This window comes from Thalassospira marina, assembly GCF_002844375.1.
GTDB lineage: Bacteria > Pseudomonadota > Alphaproteobacteria > Rhodospirillales > Thalassospiraceae > Thalassospira > Thalassospira marina.
In genome coordinates this window covers 4509052-4530245 of sequence record NZ_CP024199.1, presented here as the reverse complement: position 1 = coordinate 4530245, position 21194 = coordinate 4509052, and the positions used below count along the sequence as shown (strand labels likewise).

Annotated in this window: 18 protein-coding genes and 1 tRNA gene; 4 read left to right on the top strand and 15 right to left on the bottom strand. The window is 55.7% G+C overall.

Annotated features, from left to right (window positions below):
• Positions 1-332: 332 nt before the first annotated feature.
• From rpsT to mutM, 3 genes are all read right to left on the bottom strand, one after another.
• Positions 333-593, bottom strand: a complete 261-nt coding sequence (gene rpsT / locus CSC3H3_RS20565; RefSeq protein ID WP_101267610.1) for a 30S ribosomal protein S20 — start codon at positions 591-593, stop codon at positions 333-335.
• A 151-nt stretch (positions 594-744) separates the two neighbouring features.
• Positions 745-1521 carry an enoyl-CoA hydratase gene (locus CSC3H3_RS20560; RefSeq protein WP_101267612.1) on the bottom strand — a complete coding sequence of 259 codons (777 nt, stop codon included), beginning with the start codon at positions 1519-1521 and terminating at the stop codon, positions 745-747.
• 271 nt (positions 1522-1792) lie between these two features.
• A complete protein-coding gene (gene mutM, locus CSC3H3_RS20555) occupies positions 1793-2635 on the bottom strand; it encodes a bifunctional DNA-formamidopyrimidine glycosylase/DNA-(apurinic or apyrimidinic site) lyase (protein WP_101286350.1) in 843 nt (280 codons plus the stop codon).
• A 198-nt stretch (positions 2636-2833) separates the two neighbouring features.
• On the opposite strand from mutM, the gene CSC3H3_RS20550 reads away from it, so the two are divergent.
• The gene (locus CSC3H3_RS20550; protein ID WP_101286026.1) at positions 2834-3637 is read left to right on the top strand and encodes a TSUP family transporter; all 804 of its coding nucleotides are present in this window, start codon (positions 2834-2836) and stop codon (positions 3635-3637) included.
• Between the two features lie 140 nt (positions 3638-3777).
• Here the strand turns inward: CSC3H3_RS20550 and CSC3H3_RS20545 are convergent, their stop codons facing one another.
• Together CSC3H3_RS20545 and CSC3H3_RS20540 are read right to left on the bottom strand one after the other, a co-directional pair.
• Positions 3778-4986 (bottom strand): MFS transporter, encoded by a 1209-nt coding sequence (locus CSC3H3_RS20545; protein WP_101267618.1) that lies wholly within the window; start codon positions 4984-4986, stop codon positions 3778-3780.
• A 216-nt stretch (positions 4987-5202) separates the two neighbouring features.
• Positions 5203-6459, bottom strand: coding sequence for a phytanoyl-CoA dioxygenase family protein (locus CSC3H3_RS20540; RefSeq protein WP_101286025.1), 1257 nt, complete (start codon positions 6457-6459; stop codon positions 5203-5205).
• A gap of 119 nt (positions 6460-6578) precedes the next feature.
• Here CSC3H3_RS20540 and CSC3H3_RS20535 point away from each other — a divergent pair, with 119 nt between their 5' ends.
• Entirely contained in the window at positions 6579-7616 is a 1038-nt protein-coding gene (locus tag CSC3H3_RS20535; protein ID WP_101286024.1) for a LacI family DNA-binding transcriptional regulator, read from the top strand.
• 135 nt (positions 7617-7751) lie between these two features.
• On the opposite strand, the gene pyrF is transcribed toward CSC3H3_RS20535, so the two are convergent.
• The 7 genes from pyrF to aroA all read right to left on the bottom strand — a co-directional run bounded on the left by pyrF (position 7752) and on the right by aroA (position 15365).
• A complete protein-coding gene (gene pyrF, locus CSC3H3_RS20530; protein WP_101267624.1) occupies positions 7752-8483 on the bottom strand; it encodes an orotidine-5'-phosphate decarboxylase in 732 nt (243 codons plus the stop codon).
• A gap of 327 nt (positions 8484-8810) precedes the next feature.
• Entirely contained in the window at positions 8811-9197 is a 387-nt protein-coding gene (locus tag CSC3H3_RS20525; protein ID WP_101267626.1) for a lipopolysaccharide assembly protein LapA domain-containing protein, read from the bottom strand.
• 536 nt (positions 9198-9733) lie between these two features.
• Entirely contained in the window at positions 9734-10039 is a 306-nt protein-coding gene (gene ihfB / locus CSC3H3_RS20520) for an integration host factor subunit beta (RefSeq protein WP_483887671.1), read from the bottom strand.
• A gap of 48 nt (positions 10040-10087) precedes the next feature.
• Complete coding sequence (sppA, locus tag CSC3H3_RS20515) at positions 10088-10999, bottom strand: signal peptide peptidase SppA (protein WP_101286023.1); 912 nt, start codon at positions 10997-10999, stop codon at positions 10088-10090.
• Between the two features lie 365 nt (positions 11000-11364).
• Positions 11365-13068 carry a 30S ribosomal protein S1 gene (gene rpsA, locus CSC3H3_RS20510; RefSeq protein ID WP_101267631.1) on the bottom strand — a complete coding sequence of 568 codons (1704 nt, stop codon included), beginning with the start codon at positions 13066-13068 and terminating at the stop codon, positions 11365-11367.
• A 211-nt stretch (positions 13069-13279) separates the two neighbouring features.
• A complete protein-coding gene (gene cmk / locus CSC3H3_RS20505) occupies positions 13280-13924 on the bottom strand; it encodes a (d)CMP kinase (RefSeq protein WP_101267700.1) in 645 nt (214 codons plus the stop codon).
• Positions 13925-14018: 94 nt separating this feature from the next.
• Positions 14019-15365 carry a 3-phosphoshikimate 1-carboxyvinyltransferase gene (gene aroA, locus CSC3H3_RS20500; RefSeq protein ID WP_101267633.1) on the bottom strand — a complete coding sequence of 449 codons (1347 nt, stop codon included), beginning with the start codon at positions 15363-15365 and terminating at the stop codon, positions 14019-14021.
• Positions 15366-15993: 628 nt separating this feature from the next.
• On the opposite strand from aroA, the gene CSC3H3_RS20490 reads away from it, so the two are divergent.
• Both CSC3H3_RS20490 and CSC3H3_RS20485 read left to right on the top strand, forming a co-directional pair.
• Entirely contained in the window at positions 15994-16296 is a 303-nt protein-coding gene (locus CSC3H3_RS20490; protein WP_101267635.1) for an FYDLN acid domain-containing protein, read from the top strand.
• Between the two features lie 119 nt (positions 16297-16415).
• Positions 16416-16491: transfer RNA gene (locus tag CSC3H3_RS20485), tRNA-Ala, on the top strand.
• A 276-nt stretch (positions 16492-16767) separates the two neighbouring features.
• Here the strand turns inward: CSC3H3_RS20485 and CSC3H3_RS20480 are convergent.
• Genes CSC3H3_RS20480 through CSC3H3_RS20470 form a run of 3 tightly spaced genes read right to left on the bottom strand, consistent with a single transcriptional unit; the run spans position 16768 to position 21146 of the window.
• Positions 16768-18888, bottom strand: coding sequence for an HlyD family efflux transporter periplasmic adaptor subunit (locus tag CSC3H3_RS20480; protein ID WP_101286021.1), 2121 nt, complete (start codon positions 18886-18888; stop codon positions 16768-16770).
• 9 nt (positions 18889-18897) lie between these two features.
• On the bottom strand, positions 18898-20241 hold the full coding sequence (locus CSC3H3_RS20475; protein ID WP_101267639.1) for an efflux RND transporter periplasmic adaptor subunit: 1344 nt from the start codon (positions 20239-20241) through the stop codon (positions 18898-18900).
• Positions 20241-21146: an efflux RND transporter periplasmic adaptor subunit gene (locus tag CSC3H3_RS20470; protein WP_133125828.1), complete on the bottom strand. Its 906-nt coding sequence runs from the start codon at positions 21144-21146 to the stop codon at positions 20241-20243. The genes CSC3H3_RS20475 and CSC3H3_RS20470 overlap by 1 nt, the downstream gene beginning before the upstream one ends.
• Positions 21147-21194: the final 48 nt, after the last annotated feature.

Below are 21194 nucleotides of genomic sequence, written 5' to 3'. Positions count from 1 at the left end.
TAAAAAACACTGCCGCGTTGATCAGCAAACCGATCAACACGCTCGTCTCGCCACAGGAAGATGGAAGCGTACTCGCGCCCTGGTTTTTCGTTCTTCATTAAGTCGCGACAAGGAATCGCGATCGAAGTCGAAACACTGTACTGATGCGCCCGGCATCAGGCAAGGCGATCTTTAACAGAACGTTAAAAGGATTTCGGCCCCAAAACGTTCGCGGAATTGCGCGATTTTTCCACCTTCGCAATCAAAGAACGAAAGGTGAATTCGTGGAATTCCGGCAGCGAAAAGGCCGCGCAAGAAACGCGGCCTTCGACTCGCCATCCCGAAGGATAAAATTAAAGTGCGTTAACGCGAGCGGACAAACGCGAAACTTTGCGAGCCGCGGTGTTTTTGTGCAGAACACCCAGCTGCGCACCACGCGCCAGTTCCGGCTCGGCAACTTTAAACGCAGCCAGAGCGGCATCCTTGTCGCCAGCTTGCAGCGCGTTTTCGACCTTCTTGACGAAGGTACGAATGCGGCTGATACGCGCACCGTTAACGACGGCGCGAGTTTCATTCCGGCGAATGCGCTTCTTGGCCGATTTATGATGAGCCATTGCGAACCTGTCTCTTAAAACAAAAATGTTACGTAATTCGGAGCGCGGCTTATAGCTCCCTCCCGATAAGCCGTCAACCCCCGATACCGCTATTCCCCGCGTTTTTCCGCGCTTTCCGATTCATTGCCCGGAATCACGCGTCAAACCGGGTTTAGCGATGCTTGAATTCGGGTTTGCGTTTTTCTCCAAACGCTTTCATGCCCTCGGCCCGGTCTTCCAGGGCAAAGGTGGAATGGAATTCGCGGCGTTCAAACATCAGGCCTTCGGCCAGGGTCATTTCAAACGCCTTATTCACACTTTCCTTCACCTTCATTGCCACCGGTGCCGAGAAAGAAGCGATCTTTTCGGCAAGCTTCATCGCCTCGTCCATCAGCGAGTCGGCTGGCACAACACGGGCAACAAGGCCGGAACGCTCGGCTTCCTCAGCATCCATCATGCGACCGGTCAGGCACATTTCCATCGCCTTGGCCTTGCCAATGGCACGGGTCAGGCGCTGGGTGCCACCCGCACCGGGAATCGTACCAATGGTGATTTCGGGCTGGCCGAATTTCGCACTATCCGCGGCAATCATGATATCGCAGCTCATGGCCAGTTCGCAGCCACCGCCAAGGGCGAATCCGCTGACAGCAGCAATGGTAGGCTTGCGGCAGGCCGCCATGCGGGTCCAGCCTTTGGTGATGAAATCGGCTTTATAGACATCCATATAATCGCGATCGATCATTTCCTTGATGTCGGCACCAGCGGCAAAAGCCTTTTCCGACCCGGTAATCACAATCGCCCGAACCGACTCGTCGGATTCGAAATCATCCAGTGCAGCCGCCAGATCGGCAATCAGGGCATCACACAGGGCATTTAACGCCTTGGGACGGTTCAAGGTGATCAGACCGACATTACCCTTAACTTCGGCAATGATGTTTTCGTAAGTCATGGAAAATCCTTTCCGAATTGCGATTTCCAGGCCACTTTTCCGGCCAGTCCACCGCCTGAAACCATAATTACATACCGTTTTACCGATTTTACGACCATCAGGCAAGAATCACACCGGAAAGCAGCATTTCAACCTTCACGTACGCACCCAACAGTGGCGATACGAGGATGGGTGCCCAGCCAGACAGGAATAGGGCTGAGGCTAAAGATCGGTCGCAATCGGCATTTACAGATTACTTCGCAGCACCGACCACGCTTCTGGCTCCTGCCCCCTAATGCTGGCAGACAGAGCAATAAAAGGTCGAACGGCCCCCCTGAACCAGACGACCAACAGTGCCATCGCAATCCGGGGTAATGCAGGGTTCACCCTCGCGGCCATAAATGCGGAAATTATGCTGGAAATAGCCTAGCTCGCCATTCGCCTGCCGGTGATCGCGCAGGGATGATCCCCCTGCACGGATGGCATCTTCCAGAACTTCGCGAATTTCACGATATAAAAGGTCGATCTCGGCAGGTTTCAGGCTGTTTGCCGGGCGGACCGGGTCGATTCGGGATCGAAACAGCGCTTCGCACACATATATATTGCCAAGGCCTGCCACCAACCGCTGATCAAGCAGGGTGGTTTTGATCGGGCTTTTGCGTTTGCCAAGCGCCTCGGCCAGCATGGCGGTGTTAAACTGGTTACCCAAAGGTTCGGGGCCGATTCCCGCCAGCATCGGGTGCGTTGCCAGCCCGTCAATATCGGTCAGGGCCATCAGGCCAAAGCGGCGCGGGTCGTTAAACCGAACCAGAACGCCGCTATCCATGACAAAATCCACATGGTCATGCTTGCCTGCTTCGGGCAGGGCGCCATCATTTTGCGGTTCAATCACCGTCATGCGGCCCGACATGCCCAGATGGATCAGCAAAACCTGCCCGTCATCAAGATAGCCCAGCACATATTTGGCCCGCCTTGTAAGCTGGCTGACGCGACGCCCCGTCAGGCGCGTGACGAAGTTTTCAGGAAAAGGGGTGCGCAGATTGGGCCGGCGTTGCACCACCGATGCCAGAACCCGCCCTTCCATCACCGGGGCAAGACCACGGCATACTGTTTCCACTTCTGGCAATTCGGGCATCTCAACCTCGTCACGGATAGGAATTTCGGGACTGTCCCCTTTGCGGGTGAAGCCCATAAATAGGCTTTTTGGCAAAGGTCGCAACACATGCAAATGCTGCATTGTCATGGTGACAAATTATAAATAGCGCAAACACCAGAACTGCTTATGCTGCCCGTGTTTTCAAGGCTTATTGCATATAATTGGCGGAATTGACGCATGGAATTTGGTGTTGATCTTTTAATGATCATGTTCGCTGTTGCCCTGGTTGCCGGCTTTATTGATTCAATTGCCGGGGGCGGCGGGCTGATTTGCATTCCCGCCCTGTTATGGGCTGGCATCACACCAACCCAGGCCCTGGCCACCAACAAACTGCAAAGCAGTTGCGGCAGCTTTTCCGCTGCCGTCAATTTCACCCGCCGCGGGCTGGTGGACCCGCGCGACATGGTGCTGGCAATCTTCGTCACCCTGATGGGCTCGGTTCTGGGCACAACCCTGATCCAGATGATCGATCCCGGCATCCTGATGACACTTCTGCCCGGCCTTCTGATCGCAATTGCGCTTTATTTCCTGCTATCCCCCCGCGCCAGCGATATTGATGCCCACCAAAAAATCGGCAAAACCCTGTTTGCGTTTACGGCTGGCTTTGGCATCGGCTTTTATGATGGCTTTTTTGGTCCCGGCACGGGGTCTTTCTTCTCTATCGCCTTTGTTGCCCTGCTTGGCTACAACCTGACCAAGGCCACCGCACATACCAAGGTTCTGAACTTCACCGCCAATGTCGCCTCGCTGGCGACCTTTATTGTCGGGGGCGAAGTGGTATGGGAAATCGGCCTTGCCATGGCGGTTGGCCAGGTTATCGGTGCCACCCTTGGATCGCACATGGTAATGAAGGTGGGTGCCAAACTGGTACGCCCCCTTCTGGTCGTTGTTTCCATCGCCATTTCAATCAAGCTGATCATTGAACAATATGGCGACCAGATCGGCGCATCGCTGAAAGCAGCAGGACTGGCTTTCAGCTAAAGCCCATTACCCTTAAAGCCCTTGGCCCCTAAAGCTCTTTGCCCTTAATCAGGCGCATCCGGCCAAACAAAATGGCCCGGGCATTTTTGCCACGGGCCATTTTGTTTTACATGCCGGGTTTGGGGGCAGGTCGCCGCCGGTCAGGCACCGATCGCTGTATGGGTACCGATTTCTGCCCGGCGGTCCAAAAGGTAGGACACAATCGCCAGCACCAGTGCGGCAACGGCGATCATTGCGCCAATCCAGGGAATTTGCGCGTAGCTGACACCGGCATTGATCGCAAGCCCGCCCAGCCAGGCCCCAGCAGCATTGCCAAGGTTAAACGCCCCCTGGTTAACCGTGGATGCCAGGTTTGGCGCACCGGTGGCCTCGTTCACCACGCGAATCTGAAGCGGGGAGACCAGGGCAAACATCACCACCCCCCAGATGAACAGCGACACAATCGCTGGCCACACCTGATAGACCGTTTCGGTCAGCATCATCAGAACCAGCACCAGCGCCACCATGGTCACGATAATGGCTGGCATCAATCGCCAGTCGCCCAGACGGCCGCCAATAAAGTTACCCACCGTCAAACCAACACCAAACAGCAGCAGGACCACCGTGACATTCTGCGGCGATACGCCGGTCACCTGCGTCAGGATCGGGGTGATATAGGTAAAGACACTAAACAGGCTGGCAGATGCCAGAACACTTAACGCCATAGCCAGCAGAACCTGCAATTTGCCAAGGGCGCGGGCCTCGGCCATGAAGCTGGTATTTTCGGCCTTGATATTGCGCGGCACAAACAGATACAGCGCAATAAAGGCCACCACGCCAATGGCAACCACCGCCCAGAAGGTGGAGCGCCAGCCAAGTGCCTGGCCCATTGCCGTACCAAACGGAACACCCAGCACATTGGCAAGGGTCAGCCCGGAAAACATCAACGCAACCGCCTGAACCCGTTTATGCGGCGGCACCAGACCAGCCGCAACAACCGACCCAAGGCCAAAAAAGGCGCCATGGCCCAATGCGGTAATGACGCGTGCCACCATCAGCAGGGCATAGTTCGGCGCAATCGCGCACATGATATTACCCAGCAAAAACAGCGACACCAAAAACAGCAATACCCGGCGCCGTTCCATTTTGGCCGTGCCAATTGCCAGAAAAGGCGACCCAAAGGTCACACCCAGCGCATAGCCAGTTACCAGAAGGCCGGCACTGGGAATACTGACGCCAAGGTCAGCCGCCACATCGGGCAACAGCCCCATAATGACAAATTCCGTCGTACCAATGCCAAAGGATGCCATCGCCAGTGCCAGAATGGGCAGGCGGGCAAAGAAACCCTGGCGGAATTCAGCAGATGACATGGGGCACCCGTTACGTTGGCGGCAAAAGCAGCATAAAAATCAAAAGGCGGTGCCACGCAAAAGACGGGCACCGCACTCCCAGAGAATTCTCTGAACCGATTCAAAACTGCCTGTAAAGGCGGCCGGGAACTATCGCTTTCTACGCATAGAATCTATGCGATTTTGGCAAATATCGTTTTCATGCCCAGAAATTGATCAATTCCAATCCTGTTCGCCTTACGGCACCTGTCGCGCCATCAGGATATCCAGGGCCGCATTAAACTGATCGGGCGTCATGCCCGCATCCAGGGCACGATGAAAAAGCTGGTTTTGCGTTTCCGGGGCCAGCCCGCCAACGGGCGGATCGGTATCAAGATTGGTCGGGAAGGAATATCCTTCGGCACAGGCGGCAATGGCGGCGGATTGTTCCACCGGGCTTAAACCACCAGCACCTGCCAAATCCTGGATCACGGGATACATCACCTTGCACATGGCAACACGGTCCAGCGACTCCATTGCCCGGCCATATGCCGATGAAACCTGCAACAAATTCGCCATGCGCTGGATATCCTGGCTGCTATTGCTGCCTGCGGCGTGAAACAGGGCCGGGTTGAAAAACAGGGCATCACCTTTTCTAAGCGGCAATTGCACATTACGCGCATTAAACAGATCACGAAAATCCTGGCGACGCCACGCCATATAGCCTTCACGATATAGCTGGGAATAAGGCAGTAACAGGGTTGGCCCGCTTTCAAGCGGCATATCACAATGCGCCACGGCCCCCTGCAAGGTCAGCACCGGGGACAGGTGATGCACATGAGCGGGGAATTTTGCGCACATATCGGCGGCTTGAAAACCAAGATGATAATCACGGTGCACCTGCTGCGCCTGCCCACCGGGCCGTACCAGATTAACCTGTGCGGTCATCTGGTAACACGGGCCCAGCCATGCCTCGCATACCATATCGATGACGGGGTTGCCGAAATAGCGCGCAAAGATATCCGGCGCGCGCAAACACAGCTTCTGCGCCGAATTCCAAATACGGTCATTGGCCCCCGCCTTGGCAAAATGGTCGGCTGCGGTGCCGTTGGCTGCCTTTTCATCGGCAATGATGGCACCATATGCGCCGGTTGCCGCATCAATTACGGCCATATCATCATAGGCACCTTCAATCACCAGCACACCGGCACCGTGCAACATCACCTGTGCCCATTCCGCCATCAGGTGCTGCCGGGCAGTGGCCCTGCCCTCATCTTCCTGCACTAAAATCTGGCGGACCGCATCGCCGGAATATATCGGCACATTGTGAATTATGCGCGTGGCATGGGGCACATCGGCGGGCTGCGTTTCGCGTTCCAGCAATGCCAACAGGTCATCGGGGTTACAACGGGCTTCGCTGTAATAGGTGCCGTTGGTGACTGTCACCGGGGCATTCTGCCCGCGGCTTTGCCCGCTATTATTGCCATTTCCCGGCGCGGCTTTGACATGGTTCATCGCTGTTTCCTCCTGATCAGGGCGGATCATTGATGGTGCCCGCCAATCAGCAAAGGCTAGCGCGAAAATGCTTTGCGCTGGCGATTGGAATCCATCAAAAATACATCAATGGAGGAGCCATGACCCATCGTTTCCCCGTCAAGGAAATCGCCCGTCAGGCCGGGCTTAGCACGGCAACCATCGACCGGGTGTTAAATGACCGCCCCAATGTCAGCACCCAGACACGTCGCCGGGTAACCGATGCGATCGAGGAACTGACCCGCCAGGAAGGCCAGCTTGCCGCCCGCGGTCGGCGGCTGTTTATTGATGTCGTGGTCGAAGCTCCCAGCCGTTTCAGCAGCGAAATCCGCAAGGCGCTGGAGGCGGAACTTCCCAGCCTGCAACCTGCCGTCATTCGCCCGCGCTATGCAATGCAGGAACGCATGCGACCGGGCGATGTCGTCAAGATCCTGGATCGTATTGCGAAACGCGGCAGTCAGGGCGTGTTGCTAAAGGCGCAGGACCAGCCCGATATCCGTGCTGCCATTATCGACCTGATCAAGCGCAATATTCCCGTCATTACCATTTTCACCGATATCCCCGATGCCGGGCAAATTGCCTATGCCGGTGCCGATAATCATGCTGCCGGGGAAACGGCGGCTTATCTGATCCATCATTTCCTGCCCAAAAACAGTAATGACGGCGCCATTTTAATCACCATGAGCGACGAGCATTTTCGCGGTGAAGAATCCCGCAAGGAAGGGTTTGTTACCGCCCTTGCCCGCATGGCCCCGCAAAGACAGGTTATGGATGCCAGTGGTGGCGCCGGGCTGGATCACGATACTGCCCGCCGGGTTGAAACCATGATCGGCCAGAACGGCAATATCGCCGCAATCTATTCCATGGGGGGTGGCAACCGCGCCATCCTTCATACCCTTGCCGATCACGGCATTATCCCTGCCATTTATATTGCCCATGACCTTGACCAGGAAAACATCACCCTGCTGGGCCAGGGAAAATTGACCGCGATATTGCACCATGATCTGCGCCACGATATGCGCACAGCCTGCCATCATTTAATGGCCTGGCATCAATTGTTACCGCGCGATGCCATCGCCCCCGCCAGCGATATCCAGATCATCACGCCCGCCAATATCCCGGCTTTCGCCAAAGGTTAAAGCCGGGAATCGCAATGCTGCATCAAAATATCCATGCCAACAAACAGGCCTGCAGCAATGCTGCGGGCCTGAAATCATCGTGATCTAATACCGGGCATGCACCCCAGCAACTAAGGTGCAAGAAGCGCCCAAAGGTCAGCCCAGTTCGGCAACAATGCGCTGGGCGGCAGCAACCGGGTCTTCGGCCTTGGTAATCGGGCGGCCAATAACCAGTATGTCGGACCCGCGGGCAACCGCATCATGCGGGGTAACAATACGTTTCTGGTCATCACTGCTGGCCCAAGCCGGGCGAATACCTGGCGTAATCAGTTTAAAATCCGGGCCGCAGGCCGCACGGACAGGTTCAATTTCCTGTGCCGAACACACAATGCCATCCAGACCGGATTTCCGGGTCAGTTCGGCCATTTTAACAACCCGCTCGCTTAACGGTCCACGCAGGCCAATATCATCCAGATCATTCTGATCAAGGCTGGTCAGGATTGTCACCGCAATCACCCAGGGGGCGGCAACACCGGCCTTATCGGCTGCTTCACGGGCGGCTTCGCCTGCACGCTTCATCATTTCCAGCCCGCCTGCCGCGTGAACATTCACAATTTTCAGGCCCAACGGGGTGACTGCGCGAATGGCACCTGCCACCGTATTGGGAATATCGTGATATTTCACATCCAGGAAAACCGGCATCCCCGCTGCCGCAACGGCCTTAACGCCTTGCGGGCCATGGGCTGCGAAAAATTCCTTACCCAGTTTTGCCCCGCCAATCACGCCGGATAACCGGCTTGCCAGATCGATCGCATGATCAAGATCGGTCGTATCAATGGCGCAAAAAATCCGGTCCTTCGCAGCAATCTGGGAATTCTGGGCGGTCATGGCTTCCTCCGGTTGGCAATAAGGGATCCTGCCTGTGCAGGGATACGGTTACCGGCCAATCACCAGTTTGCGGGCGCAGGGCAACACTGCCAAAGGCATTTTGCGATCCCGTCAAATTCTGGAAGTCAGTCCCCTAACAGTGCGGCACCGGATAACAGGCACCCATGCATGGATCAGGTGAACAGGCTTTAGTCGATTCTCGCGCTAAAAACCATTCCTTTTGGTTCCTATTCGCCCTGCACACAAACAAAAAGCAGCCCCTGTTGCCAAAGGCTGCTTCGTTTCGCCCGTTTTTACCCGTTTTAGCAGGTAACCAAGGTATGCACCTTATACGCCAGCAGGCTGAATAGGCGCGGTATTGGTTTTATCCGCCCGTGATTGCGCATCAACCATCGGCGGCTGGCCGGCCTGTTTCTGGCTGGCAATGGCGGCCCGTTCTTCTTCGCGGGCGGCTTCCTGTGCCCGGCGCAAACGGGTCAGTTCGGATTCCATCTTGCGGTTGGCACGGCGATGTTTGCCGGTCAAAAGCCATTCAAACAGCAATCCGATCAAAAGCCCCAATAATAGCGCCCCTAAAACCGGCACAAATAATGGCAGGTCCATTTCAAAGGGCAGCGGCCACAGCGACAGGGTTGTTGCCTGACGGTTGGCAACCGCAAAGATCGTGATCAAGATCGTCAAGGGAATGGCGATGATCCAGTAAAGAACGCGCAAATCAACCTCCTGCTTTCCGGCATCGCGTTATCAGCAACAGGGCATTGTGCCCGCGCATGTCGCGCTGCCTGACCGGTCTGCTACCGGTTTTATATCTTTGGTGACACCACGTCACCCCAAAGGGAGCCATCCGGCCCATTCAGCCACTTAAAACCCGTCGGTCCGAAATAGCGTGCCAACAGCACCGGATTTGAATGCCCCAGTACCATACTGGCAGCACCCACCTGCTTGTCCCTGGCAACAATCACGCTGGCGACACAGCATGGCATGGCATGGCACGGCATAACACCACAAAGCAGAATGCCGGCGCGCCGTTAACCATTAACAGGTGCGGGCGTCAGTCAGCTGGAATGCTCTGGCAACCGTAATCAAGCCACCCGAAAGGCAGCCATCGGGAAAATAGGCCCGCAAAACAGGGCTGCCATCCTAGCCGTACGCACAGGACAATAAAACAGCCCGAATATCTGGCAGGTTTTAATGACGCGGCCCGCAATATGCGGGCGCGCCCCATAACTGGCCGGTGCCTTCAGCCAGAATCAGTTTAACCGTTCGCGCAACTGCTTGCCGGTTTTGAAATACGGAACACGCTTTTCACTAACCGGAACGGCTTCACCCGTGCGCGGGTTACGGCCAACGCGCGATTCACGTTCCTTGACTGAAAAAGCGCCAAATCCACGCAATTCGACCCGGTCACCGCGTGCCAGTGCTTCGGTAATTTCGTCGAAAATGGTGGCAACAATCCGCTCAACGTCCCGCTGGTACAAATGCGGGTTCAGTTCGGCCAACCGGGCGATCAGTTCTGATTTCGTCATATTCAAGCCCCATCCAGTTCGGTTACGCAGTTGTTGGGAGTCAACCTTTGGTTCACGCTTGGAAATTCGGCGCTTTCTTTAAGGGTGCCAGACAGTTAGCAACCCGTCAAGTTTAAGCCCCTCAGATGACAGCACATTTCCGATACTGCCTTTGAACAGATCCACAAGGACCGAGCTTTCCGGCTCTTCGATCTCCATGGGGATCACAGGTGTATCTGCGGAAATGCCTTTTTCCTCTTCCAGCCATTGCAGCGCCTCGCGGCGTCCACCAATCGCGTCAATCAGGCCGTTGGCCACGGCCTGCTGACCGGTATAAACGCGGCCATCGGCCAGCGCCTTTACCTGCTCGACTGTCATATCGCGACGTTCTGCAACCATGCTGACAAACACGTTAAACATGTCAGAAATCAGGCCTTTCATCACATCGCGGGCTTCATCCGTGGTCGGTTCAAACGGGTTTGGTGCCGCTTTCAGGGGGGCACTTTTCACCGTGACGGGTTCAACACCGATCTTTTCAAGCGCGCCGGTCACATTCATCGACTGAAAGATCACCCCGATCGACCCGGTAATGGTGCCGCGATGGGCCAGGATATGGTCTGCGGCAATCGCGGTCATATATCCACCCGACGCAGCAACCGTGCCCATTTCCGCAACAATCGGCCGGGTCTGGCCAATACGGCGCAGGGATTCGTAAAGTTCCTCGCCGCCAACCATGGTGCCGCCGGGGCTGTCGATATGAACAATCACGCCCACGGCATTGTCATCATCTTCCAGCCGGTCAAGCGCGCTCAGAAATACCGGGTCCGTGGCGATAACGCCCTCGACCGTGACTTCGGCAATATAGGGGCCAACCGCCGTGGCAAAAAACCCGGTGCGTGCCAGGCCCACCACAATGGCAACCACTACGGCCACGCCAGCAAGCACACGCCAGCGCAGTATCGATTTTTTCAAACGGCGTCGATCAAGGATGAAATCGGCATCAAGGGCCATCGGGTTATTACTACCTGACTGAAAGAAAACAAAAACCGTGCCTTTTCAAATGGTTTCTCTGCACGCGGTTGGCAAGAAGAAAAAGTGTCCGGCGGGATTTTTCGCAAATACTGGTGGTGATAACGCAGCCAATGAACGGTTTGATCCGCCCAGCTGTGAACAAATTCGCGCCAATAAAGCCCTTTGCCCTTAATCAGGCTGTAGCTGAAGCCATACCGTCGCAGGCGCAAACCACCCAAACAGCTATATTGCCGGAAAGAAGGGCGGAAGCACCGAATGCCACACCGCGCAGACAAACGAAAACGGGCCGTGCAAAGCACGACCCGTTCGCATCCCCGAAGGGAAAATCAGACAGCGAAAGAGGCTTATTCAGCGTCCTGCTGTTTTTTACGCAGAGCTTCACCCAGGATATCACCGAGCGATGCGCCGCTGTCAGCCGAACCGTAATCAGCCATTGCTTTCTTCTCGTCAGCGACTTCAAGAGCCTTGACCGAGAGAGAAACTTTGCGCGAGTTACGATCAACAGAAACAACGCGTGCGTCGATCTTTTCGCCAACAGCGAAACGCTCCGGACGCTGGTCAGAACGGTCACGAGCCAGTTCAGCCTTACGGATGAAGCCCTTCAGTTCGCCATCGCCAACGGAAACTTCGATGCCGCCGTCATTGGTTTCGGTGATTTCACAGGTAACGGTGTCACCGCGTTTAATACCCGAAGCAGCTTCTTTGAACGGATCTTCGTTGAGCTGTTTGATGCCCAGGGAGATACGTTCTTTTTCAACGTCAACGTCAAGAACCTTGGCTTTGACGACGTCGCCCTTCTTGTATTCCTTGATGACTTCTTCGCCCGGACGATCCCAGGAGAGATCGGACAGGTGAGCCATACCGTCGATACCGCCGAGCAGGCCAATGAACAGACCGAATTCGGTGATGTTCTTGACTTCGCCTTCGATTTCCGAGCCGACCGGATGGGCAGCGAGGAAAGCATCCCACGGGTTCGAGGTGCACTGCTTGAGGCCAAGCGAAATGCGGCGCTTCTGGCTGTCAACATCCAGGACCATGACTTCGACTTCCTGCGAGGTCGAAACGATTTTGCCCGGGTGAATGTTTTTCTTGGTCCAGGACATTTCAGAAACGTGGACCAGGCCTTCAACACCAGCTTCGAGTTCGACGAATGCGCCGTAATCGGTGATGTTGGTAACGCGACCTTCAAACTTGGAACCGACCGGGTATTTGGCTTCAACACCTTCCCACGGATCAGCTTCAAGCTGCTTCATGCCAAGCGAAATACGCTGGGTTTCGCTGTTGAAACGGATAACCTGGACCTTGACGGTCTGACCGATCTGAAGAGCTTCAGACGGGTGGTTGATACGCTTCCATGCGATGTCGGTAACGTGCAGCAGGCCGTCAACGCCACCCAGATCGACGAATGCGCCGTAATCGGTGATGTTTTTGACAACGCCGTCAAGAACCTGACCTTCCTGGAGGTTCTGGATCAGCTCTGCACGCTGTTCAGCACGGGTTTCTTCAAGAACGGCACGACGCGAAACCACGATGTTACCGCGCGAACGATCCATTTTCAGGATCTGGAACGGCTGCGGGTTGTTCATCAGCGGGGTAACGTCACGAACCGGACGGATGTCAACCTGGCTGCCCGGCAGGAATGCCACGGCGCCCGATAGATCAACAGTGAAACCACCCTTGACGCGACCGAAAATGGTGCCATCGACGCGCTTGCCTTCGTTGAACTGCTTTTCAAGTTCAACCCAGGCTTCTTCACGACGGGCTTTTTCACGCGACAGGACGATCAGGCCGTCCTTGTTTTCATAACGGTCAACGTAAACGTCAACGGTGTCGCCGATGCTGACTGCACCTGCGCCAAATTCTTTAAGCGGTACGCGGCCTTCAGATTTCAAACCAACGTCAACGATTGCATCGTCGTCGGTTTTCTTGACGACCGTACCGGTCATCACGCGGCCAACAAAGCCCTCGTCTTCAGAACCAAGGGTTTCGGCCAGCAGATCGGCGAAATTTTCGCCAGTGGTAAATTGTGCTTCTTCAGCGGTTGCCATTAAGCAGACTTCCTTTCGAGTATCGTCACTATTCCGGCCAATCGGTTGTATCCGATGGTCTTGCCGCAAAATCGCGGCGGGTTTTGCCAAATGATGTAACAGGCAGGCGCGCGTCAAATCCAAAGGACTTCACATGCACGAAAAGGCGAACGACAATGTCGTTCACCTTACAGCCTGGTTCTATCGCCTGACGGTTTGAAACGTCCCCCGGTCAGTCGTCCTCGCCCATATGGGTTCGGATATGCGCCATAACGGCGTTGAACACTGCATCGGCATTCAAACGGTCCGTATCGATATGGATCGCATTGTCTGCCATTTTCAGCGGTGCAACGTCCCGGGCACTGTCGCGGGCGTCCCGTTCTTCAAGCTCGTTGAGAACGCGCTCGTATATAGCAGCGGGATTTTTTTCCTGCAACTGTTTGAACCGTCGGTTTGCCCGTTCCTTGACACTTGCCGTCAGATAAAACTTGATCGGCGCTTCGGGGCACACCACCGTTCCAATATCGCGGCCATCAAGAACCGCCCCGTGTTTACCCCCCGGGGGGCTTTTGGCCAACTGGCGCTGAAAGTCCAGCAACACCGCACGAACCTGCGCAATTGCGGCCACGCGCGATGCGGCATTTCCCACATCCTCGCTGCGCAGATTTTCGTTTTCCAGGTCGGCTGGCTGCAATTGTTCGGCGGCATTAACAGCCGTATCCACGTCTTCGGGATTCCCGCCCAAAGCCAAAACCTTTGCGCCGGTTGCCCGGTATAAAAGGCCGGTATCAAGATAGGCATAGTCCATGGCAGCGGCGACTCGGCGGGCCAAAGTTCCCTTGCCGGATGCTGCCGGCCCATCAATTGCAATGATCATGCGTGTTTCCGATCCCGGTTTTATCGATGACAGAATAAAGGAAACCTGCCCGTCAAAACGGGCAGAGTATCCTTCAGGCATCTATTATCAGCGCTTAGGCCGCGACCGGGGAGAAACTGGTTCCAAGGCCCGCCATCAGCGTTTCGAAGCTCGGAAAGCTTGTCGCAATCGGGGCGGCATCGTCAACCATTACCGGTTGTTCCGCACCCAGCCCCAGCACCAGAAATGACATGGCAATCCGGTGATCCAGATGGGTTTCCACCATGCCGCCACCAGGCACCACACCACCGGTCACAATCAGGTCGTCACCTTCGATGCGGTGAATAACGCCGTTTGCAGCCAGGCCAGCAGCAACCGCAGCCAGGCGATCCGATTCCTTGACGCGCAATTCTTCAAGGTCGCACATGCGGGTTTCACCCTCGGCATAGGCGGCGGCTACGGCCAGAACCGGGTATTCGTCAATCATGGAAGGCGCACGTTCTGCCGGCACAACAATGCCTTTCAAACGGTTTTTGCCCGTTACCACCAGATCACCAATGGTTTCGCCTGCTTCTTCGCGTTCATTGGTAATGGTGATATCGCCGCCCATTTCAATCAGGGTGGTGATCAGGCCGGTACGCAGCGGGTTCAGGCACACATCGCGAATCGTCACATTCGATTCCGGGTTGATCAGGGCTGCCACCAGCGGGAATGCCGCCGAAGACGGATCGGTCGGCACGACAATATCGGCTGCTGTCATCTGGCACGGGCCCGTCAGGCTGACGGTACGGCCACCATCGTCATTTACCTTCACATCAACCTCGACGCCAAAATGGCGCAACATGCGTTCGGTATGATCCCGCGACGGTTTGGGTTCAATGACCGTGGTGGTCCCGGCGGTATTCAGGCCCGCCAGCAGCACGGCCGATTTCACCTGGGCCGATGCCATAGGCAGCGTATAGGTGACCGGCAGGGCTTCGTCGGTGCCAATCACGGCCATCGGCGGGCGGCCACGATCACGGGTAATGAATTTTGCACCAAATTCAGCCAGCGGGTCGGCAACGCGGCCCATCGGGCGTTTGCACAGCGACGCATCACCAGTGAAAAAGGTGGTAATCGGGTGAGTCGCCACAATACCGGCCAGCAGGCGAATACCGGTACCGGCATTGCCCATATCAATCACGGAATCGGGCTCGCGCAGGGCGCCAACACCCACACCTTTGACATGCCAGGTGCCATTGTCATCGCGGGTCACGCTTGCGCCCAGTTTGCGCATGGCTTCGGCAGTTGCCAAAACGTCTTCGCCTTCCAGCAGGCCGGTAATGCGGGTTTCCCCCTCGGCCAGGCCCCCAAACATCAGCGAGCGGTGCGAAATGGATTTATCACCCGGTACCCGCACATCGCCAACAAGGGCGCCGCATTTGGCTGATTGCAAGGGACGTTTGCTTTGCGCTGAACTCATCTGAACTGCCTGTCTTTTAGTGCGCAGCGGCACATTCGCGCCGATACGTCGAAATGAAACATCTGAACGGCAATATGCACGAAATTTCCCCGACGAAAACCGGGTAAAATTACGCAAAACCATCCTGCCCCCGATTTGGGGCACCAAAACCTTTTATCCCTGCCTGCACACTTGCCACCATAACGGCAAAACAGGCCGGGCTTGCGACCGGCACATACCGCCTGTGCGCCCCCATGATTGCAGCCAGCATCTGGCGCCATCGGCAAAGCCCGGCACAACAGGCGATTCTTGCGATCAAAAATCCGTCAAAAACGGCAAAAACCCGCCAACGGCGCAGGGCCTGTTCCTACCCTTGCGATGAATGGCAAACAACCGGCATGACAAATTTTTCAACCCAGCACCGTCCTAGCATAATGTACGGCTAACAGGCCAGCTTCCTTGGAATTTTCCGGGGCATGAAACGGCATAAAACCCCTGGTCAGGAACGGTCGGGATCACCATTGTTAAAACAGGTGCAATTTCCTTTTGACAAGCCTGTAACAAGATGGCAATTGGGCCAATCAGAATGAAGGGCGGTAGTCCTTCGTCCCGCTTTTGTAAAAAATGGTATTAAAGAGGGTCTACCGTAATGTCAGCTCGCGGTAAGAAACGTCATTGCCTCGCATGCGGCACCAAATATTACGACCTGAACCGCACCCCGGTTGTCTGCCCGAAATGCGGCACAGCGGACGGGGTTGCCAAACCGAAACGGGTCGCGGCAGCAAAGCCGAAAAAACAGGACGACGACATCGATGATGTTTCGGATCTCGACGATGATGTCGATACCGATATCGACGACGATCTTCTCGAAGATGCCTCTGATCTGGGCGAAGACGATGATGATCTCGGCGAGGTTCTGGAACATGTCGAAAATGATGACGAAGACCGCTAATTTTTTTTGAAATTAGGTCTTGCCAAGCATCAAAGAACCTTCTAAATATCCCCGCGCTGCAACGGACAAACACTGAAAATTGCAGCGCGGACGATCTTCCCAAGGGTCGTTAAAATAATGGGGCCGTAGCTCAGTTGGGAGAGCGCTACAATGGCATTGTAGAGGTCAGGGGTTCGATTCCCCTCGGCTCCACCAATCAAAACCCGTTGCCTAAAGCGACGGGTTTTGTCGTTTCCGGGATCTGGCGATCATTACAGAAAATCGCTCATCAACACGCCCTGATTTCCCCGTCTGACATATATGCCTGTTCTTCCCAAAGCTATGCCCTGACCACCACGATTCTCAAATCAGTGGTGCGCAAAATATGTCCGTCCCATGCATGACCACAGGCAGATTCGCAAATGCGTTCACACCCGGCGAAAATTCAACCGATGTGGCAGCACCGATCTAAATCACGGAAAGATCAAACGCCTAAAGCTGGCTTTCACGTTGCAGCAGCGACATCATCCGGCGCGAGAGTTTGGTAAACTGGCTTTCGGGGCGGGCAGTAATGATGACCTTGCCGCGCACCGCACTGGGCACACCAGCCCCCGTATCATTATGCAGCACCACACGGTAAATGGCCCGGCCCGGGACAAAGCTTTTGTCGGGCTGTTCAACCGTTTCAATCGGCCCGCCATTTTGCGAACGCATATAGGGTTCGGAAAGGTTGGTGACACCCGTGGCATCAATGCGGGTGACAGTCGCCTCAATCGAAGGCATCACGCCATCTTCGGAATAAAACCGGGCCTTGGCACCGGGTTCAATTCTGGGCAGGGAAATTTCATCAAGATAGGCGATAATTTCCGCCCCATCCTCGACCACCGATAAAACCGGTTCATCGGCGGCGACCCAGGCGCCCTGATTGATGCTGTCATTCACATCAACGATTTTGCCCGATACCGGCGCATGCAGCACCAGCCGTTCCTTCTGGGCCTGCTGGCCACGCAATACCCGTTCCTGGGTGGCAAACTGGCTGGCCAGCACCAATGCCCGGTTCTGGCGCAGGGCATCAACCCCCACGCTGGCATTTTCCCATGCCAGTTCGGCGCGTTTCAATTCGGCGATCTGAATTTGTTCATCAAGTTCGGGCGATTGCAATCGTGCAATTACATCGCCCTTTTGCACCACCTGCCCGGATGACACCAAAATCTTCTCGACCCTCGCTGCCATCGGCGCATAGACAGTATTATAAGGCAGGGTCAAAACCGCTGGTGCGCTGACCTCGCCCTGCCAGGGGATGAACAGCCACGCCAGAAACACCCCCAGCACCGCCAGCGACCGCATCAGCGCCAAATTGAATTTCAGCAATTTGCCAAATGAAAACCACACAACGATTTCCTTTATGATCGGCCGGGCAATGAAGAAGTAAATTTCCACCAGGAAAAGAATGATCCCCAGGGTTTTGAAAAACAGGTGATAAACCGCAAGCGCGATACCGAAAAACAGCAAAAACCGGTAAACCCAGATGGTAAAGCCAAAGCCCATCAGCAGCAAAGTCGGCTTTTCCGGCGGGGTCACGCCAAGGCCCAGAACCACCTCGCGCAGTTTCCAGCGGCATACGGCATGTGCCCGGCTTTCAAGGTTGCGTTCGCGCACCAGATCGGAAAACAGGTAATAACCGTCATAGCGCATCAACGGGTTCAAATTGACAAACAGGCTGAGAACCCAGGTACTGGTGCCAAACAGAAACAGGATCGACCCGATCGGCCCGTCCGGAAACAGGTTCCACAACAGCATCGACCATGCGGCAATCACCAGTTCGCATAAAACCCCGGCCGCACCAATTTCAAGCCGGTCACGCCGGCTGGGCAGGCGCCAGGCATCGGTGGTGTCAGTATATAATACCGGCCAGAAAACGATAAAGGCGACCCCGATCACCGGCACACGCAGCCCATGCGCCTTGGCCGTATAGGCATGCGAAAGCTCGTGAACCGATTTGACCGCCGTCACCGCCAGGCCATAGGCCATAATGCCTTCAAAGGATAAAAAACCGCGCAGGGTGTGCAAAAACACATCGGGCTGGCGCGATACCAGATAAATCCCGGCAAGGGCGGCACAGACATGCAAAAACACCATCGGCGATGATGCCAGCCAGCGCACATAGCCAATGGTCCGGTTTAAAAACAGATCGGGCGTTAGCAGCGGAATACGGAACGAAATATAGGATTTCACCAGTTTCGCAGCCAATCCCGGCTTCATCTTTAGCTGGGTTTTATGGCGGCTATGCTGGATATCATCACACAGCACCAGATTATGGGCGCGCAAAAAACCAAACAGCCGGGTGATTTCCTCGACCGAGACGGTATGACCCAGATATTTTTCCGCCAACTGCGAAATTTTATCTGCCGGGCGGCCATCAATCAGCGGCAATAAATCAACCGTTACCGGATCAAGCTGGAAATGGCGGCCAGCGGCGGCATCATGCAAAATATAAACAGGCCGCCCGTCACGTTCGGGTTCGCCCGGTACAATATCAAGGTCCCGGCGCAAAACAGGCGGCGGGTCCTGGCGCGGGCCGAGTTGGCCAAATGACATTGCCGGTGCCGCCATGCTGGCCCCTTACAGTTCCAGCCAGGGCCGCAAGGCAGCCCACGGCCGGCGAAACAGCATCACATAAAGCGGCACGTCATCGCCGTAAATTTTGGCAACACCCCTCAGGCCCACACGCGGGCGATCCGCCCCGACAAAGCTGGATCGTGCCCGGAAGGACAACACACCCGCGGGCGAATTTTTGGCCTGAAAATCCACCAGATGCATTTTGGCATCATAGGGGTGGTCAGGCTCGACATTCAAAAACAGGGTAACGCGGTTATTATCATGGAGCGGAATACGGTCATTAACCGGCAGCCACAATTCCATTTCCACCGATTTCGGGTCCGCCAGCACCATCAGGCGTTCGCCCTGCGACACCGGCAAACCTTCCATTTCGGTACGCCCCGGCAAAATCACGATGCCATCCTGTGGCGCCTTGATATCGGCGCGGTCAAGCTGACCGGTGATATATTCCAGTTCGGCATTTTTCTGATGCACGCGCGACAGCAAAACCTGCATCTGACTGGATGATTCCCGGTCCGAACTCGCCGCCTGCTGGGCACGGCGATATTCGGCAATCGCAATTTCATATTCCTGGCGGGCAACAGCAAGGTCGGTCTGAAGCTGGGTTGAATCCATATGCACAAGGCTATCCCCGGCCTTAACGGCCTGGTTTGCCTCGACATCAACGGTTTCCACAACCCCGCGCAATGGCGCACGCACCACATAGGGGTCCAGCGGCACCACTTCGGCGGGGACCAGAATGGTCAGCGGCACCTGGATAAACATCGCCGCAGCAATTGCCGCAATCCCCACGCCCGCCAGCAAAAACCGTTTGCGGTTACGCAACAGGTTTCGCCTGCGGCGACGGCGCATCAGAAATTCCAGCGAAAAGGCGGTGCTTTTTGCCAGGCGTTCAAGAACACGCAGTTCTTCGTCCTGCCAGGGTTTGGGCCGTGATAGAACCATCCCACCCAAATCATGCCCACCCGGCGCCCGCAAAGGCAGCCACAACGAATGGGCTGGCAAATAATGCGGCCAATCGACCTGCAGGCTTTTATCGATATCATCGACCTCCACCCGCACCGGATGGTCATGGCGTGCGCGCGACAAATGCGCACACAGCTTCTTGCTCCACAATGTAAAGGCTGACTGGCGTTCGGGTTCCGGCAGGTTTGATACCGCCAGCACATCGCCACGCCCGCGTTCCCCCTGCCAGCAAACGGCAATGTCATAGGGCACGATAATGCGGGTATCATTGACCACAACCGCACCCAGGGCCGCCCGGCTATCGGCATCGCGAATACGGTCCTGCAACAGCAAAAGATTGGCAAGGCCGCGTGCGCCTGCTGCGTTATCCTGACCTGACATTACTTTTTAACTGCCCCGGTTGGGGCTGTTGCCTGATTGCCGGAAAACTCAAAGCTGACATTGCCGCTCATGCCGGGCAAAAGGTCGGTATCGGCTTTTAACGGCGCGCCAATCACCCGCACGGTCTGGCTGACAGGGTCTACTTCGCGCACAACATATTTGATGGTCGATTCAATATCGCGATCAAGTTCATCGACATGCAGGTTGAAATGATCCCCGCCATGCAGCTTGCGCATCAGGCTGGAGGGCACAACCATTTCAATTTCCAGATCATCAATATTCACCAGCCGCAAAACCGGATCACCGGGATTGGTAAATTCCCGTGCCTGCACCAGTTGCTGGGTTACAACCCCGGAAAAGGGTGCTGAAACCGAACATTGCGCCAGTTGCGCCCGAATGCCTTTAATGTCGGCTTCCGTCAGTTCCACTTCGGAACGGCTAAGCGACAGTTCCAGCTTGCTGACATTGTGAATTTTCTCAAGGCGTTCATTGACATCAAGTTTGGTCAGAGCGGCCTTGCGGCGCGTTTGCGCAACAATAAGCTGGGCTTCAAGCGGGGTGCAGTCAAACTTCATCAAAAGGTCGCCCTTTTTCACCCGGCTGCCTTCGCGTGCCCCCAGTGTTAAAAGGGTGGCCGAAAGCGGGGCTGAAAGAACAGCATGCTGCACCGGGCGGATTTTGGCCCGGACCGATCCCTGAAACCGGTCATTTCCGGCATCGGTAACGGCAAAATTTCCGCTGGCATCAGGCATGGGAACCGGGGCCAGTGCCGGCAAATCCATTTTGCCGTTGCCCGTACCCGTTTCTGGCGCCTGCCCGTCGGCACCCTGCGCCCATACCGGTTGGTGCAGCGACATGGACGCTGCCAACACCATTGCGAAAATACCCGTCTTAAGCCTGATCACGCTGTCATCTCCGTCCGGTCATGCGGTGTTGTTTTACCGCATGACCAA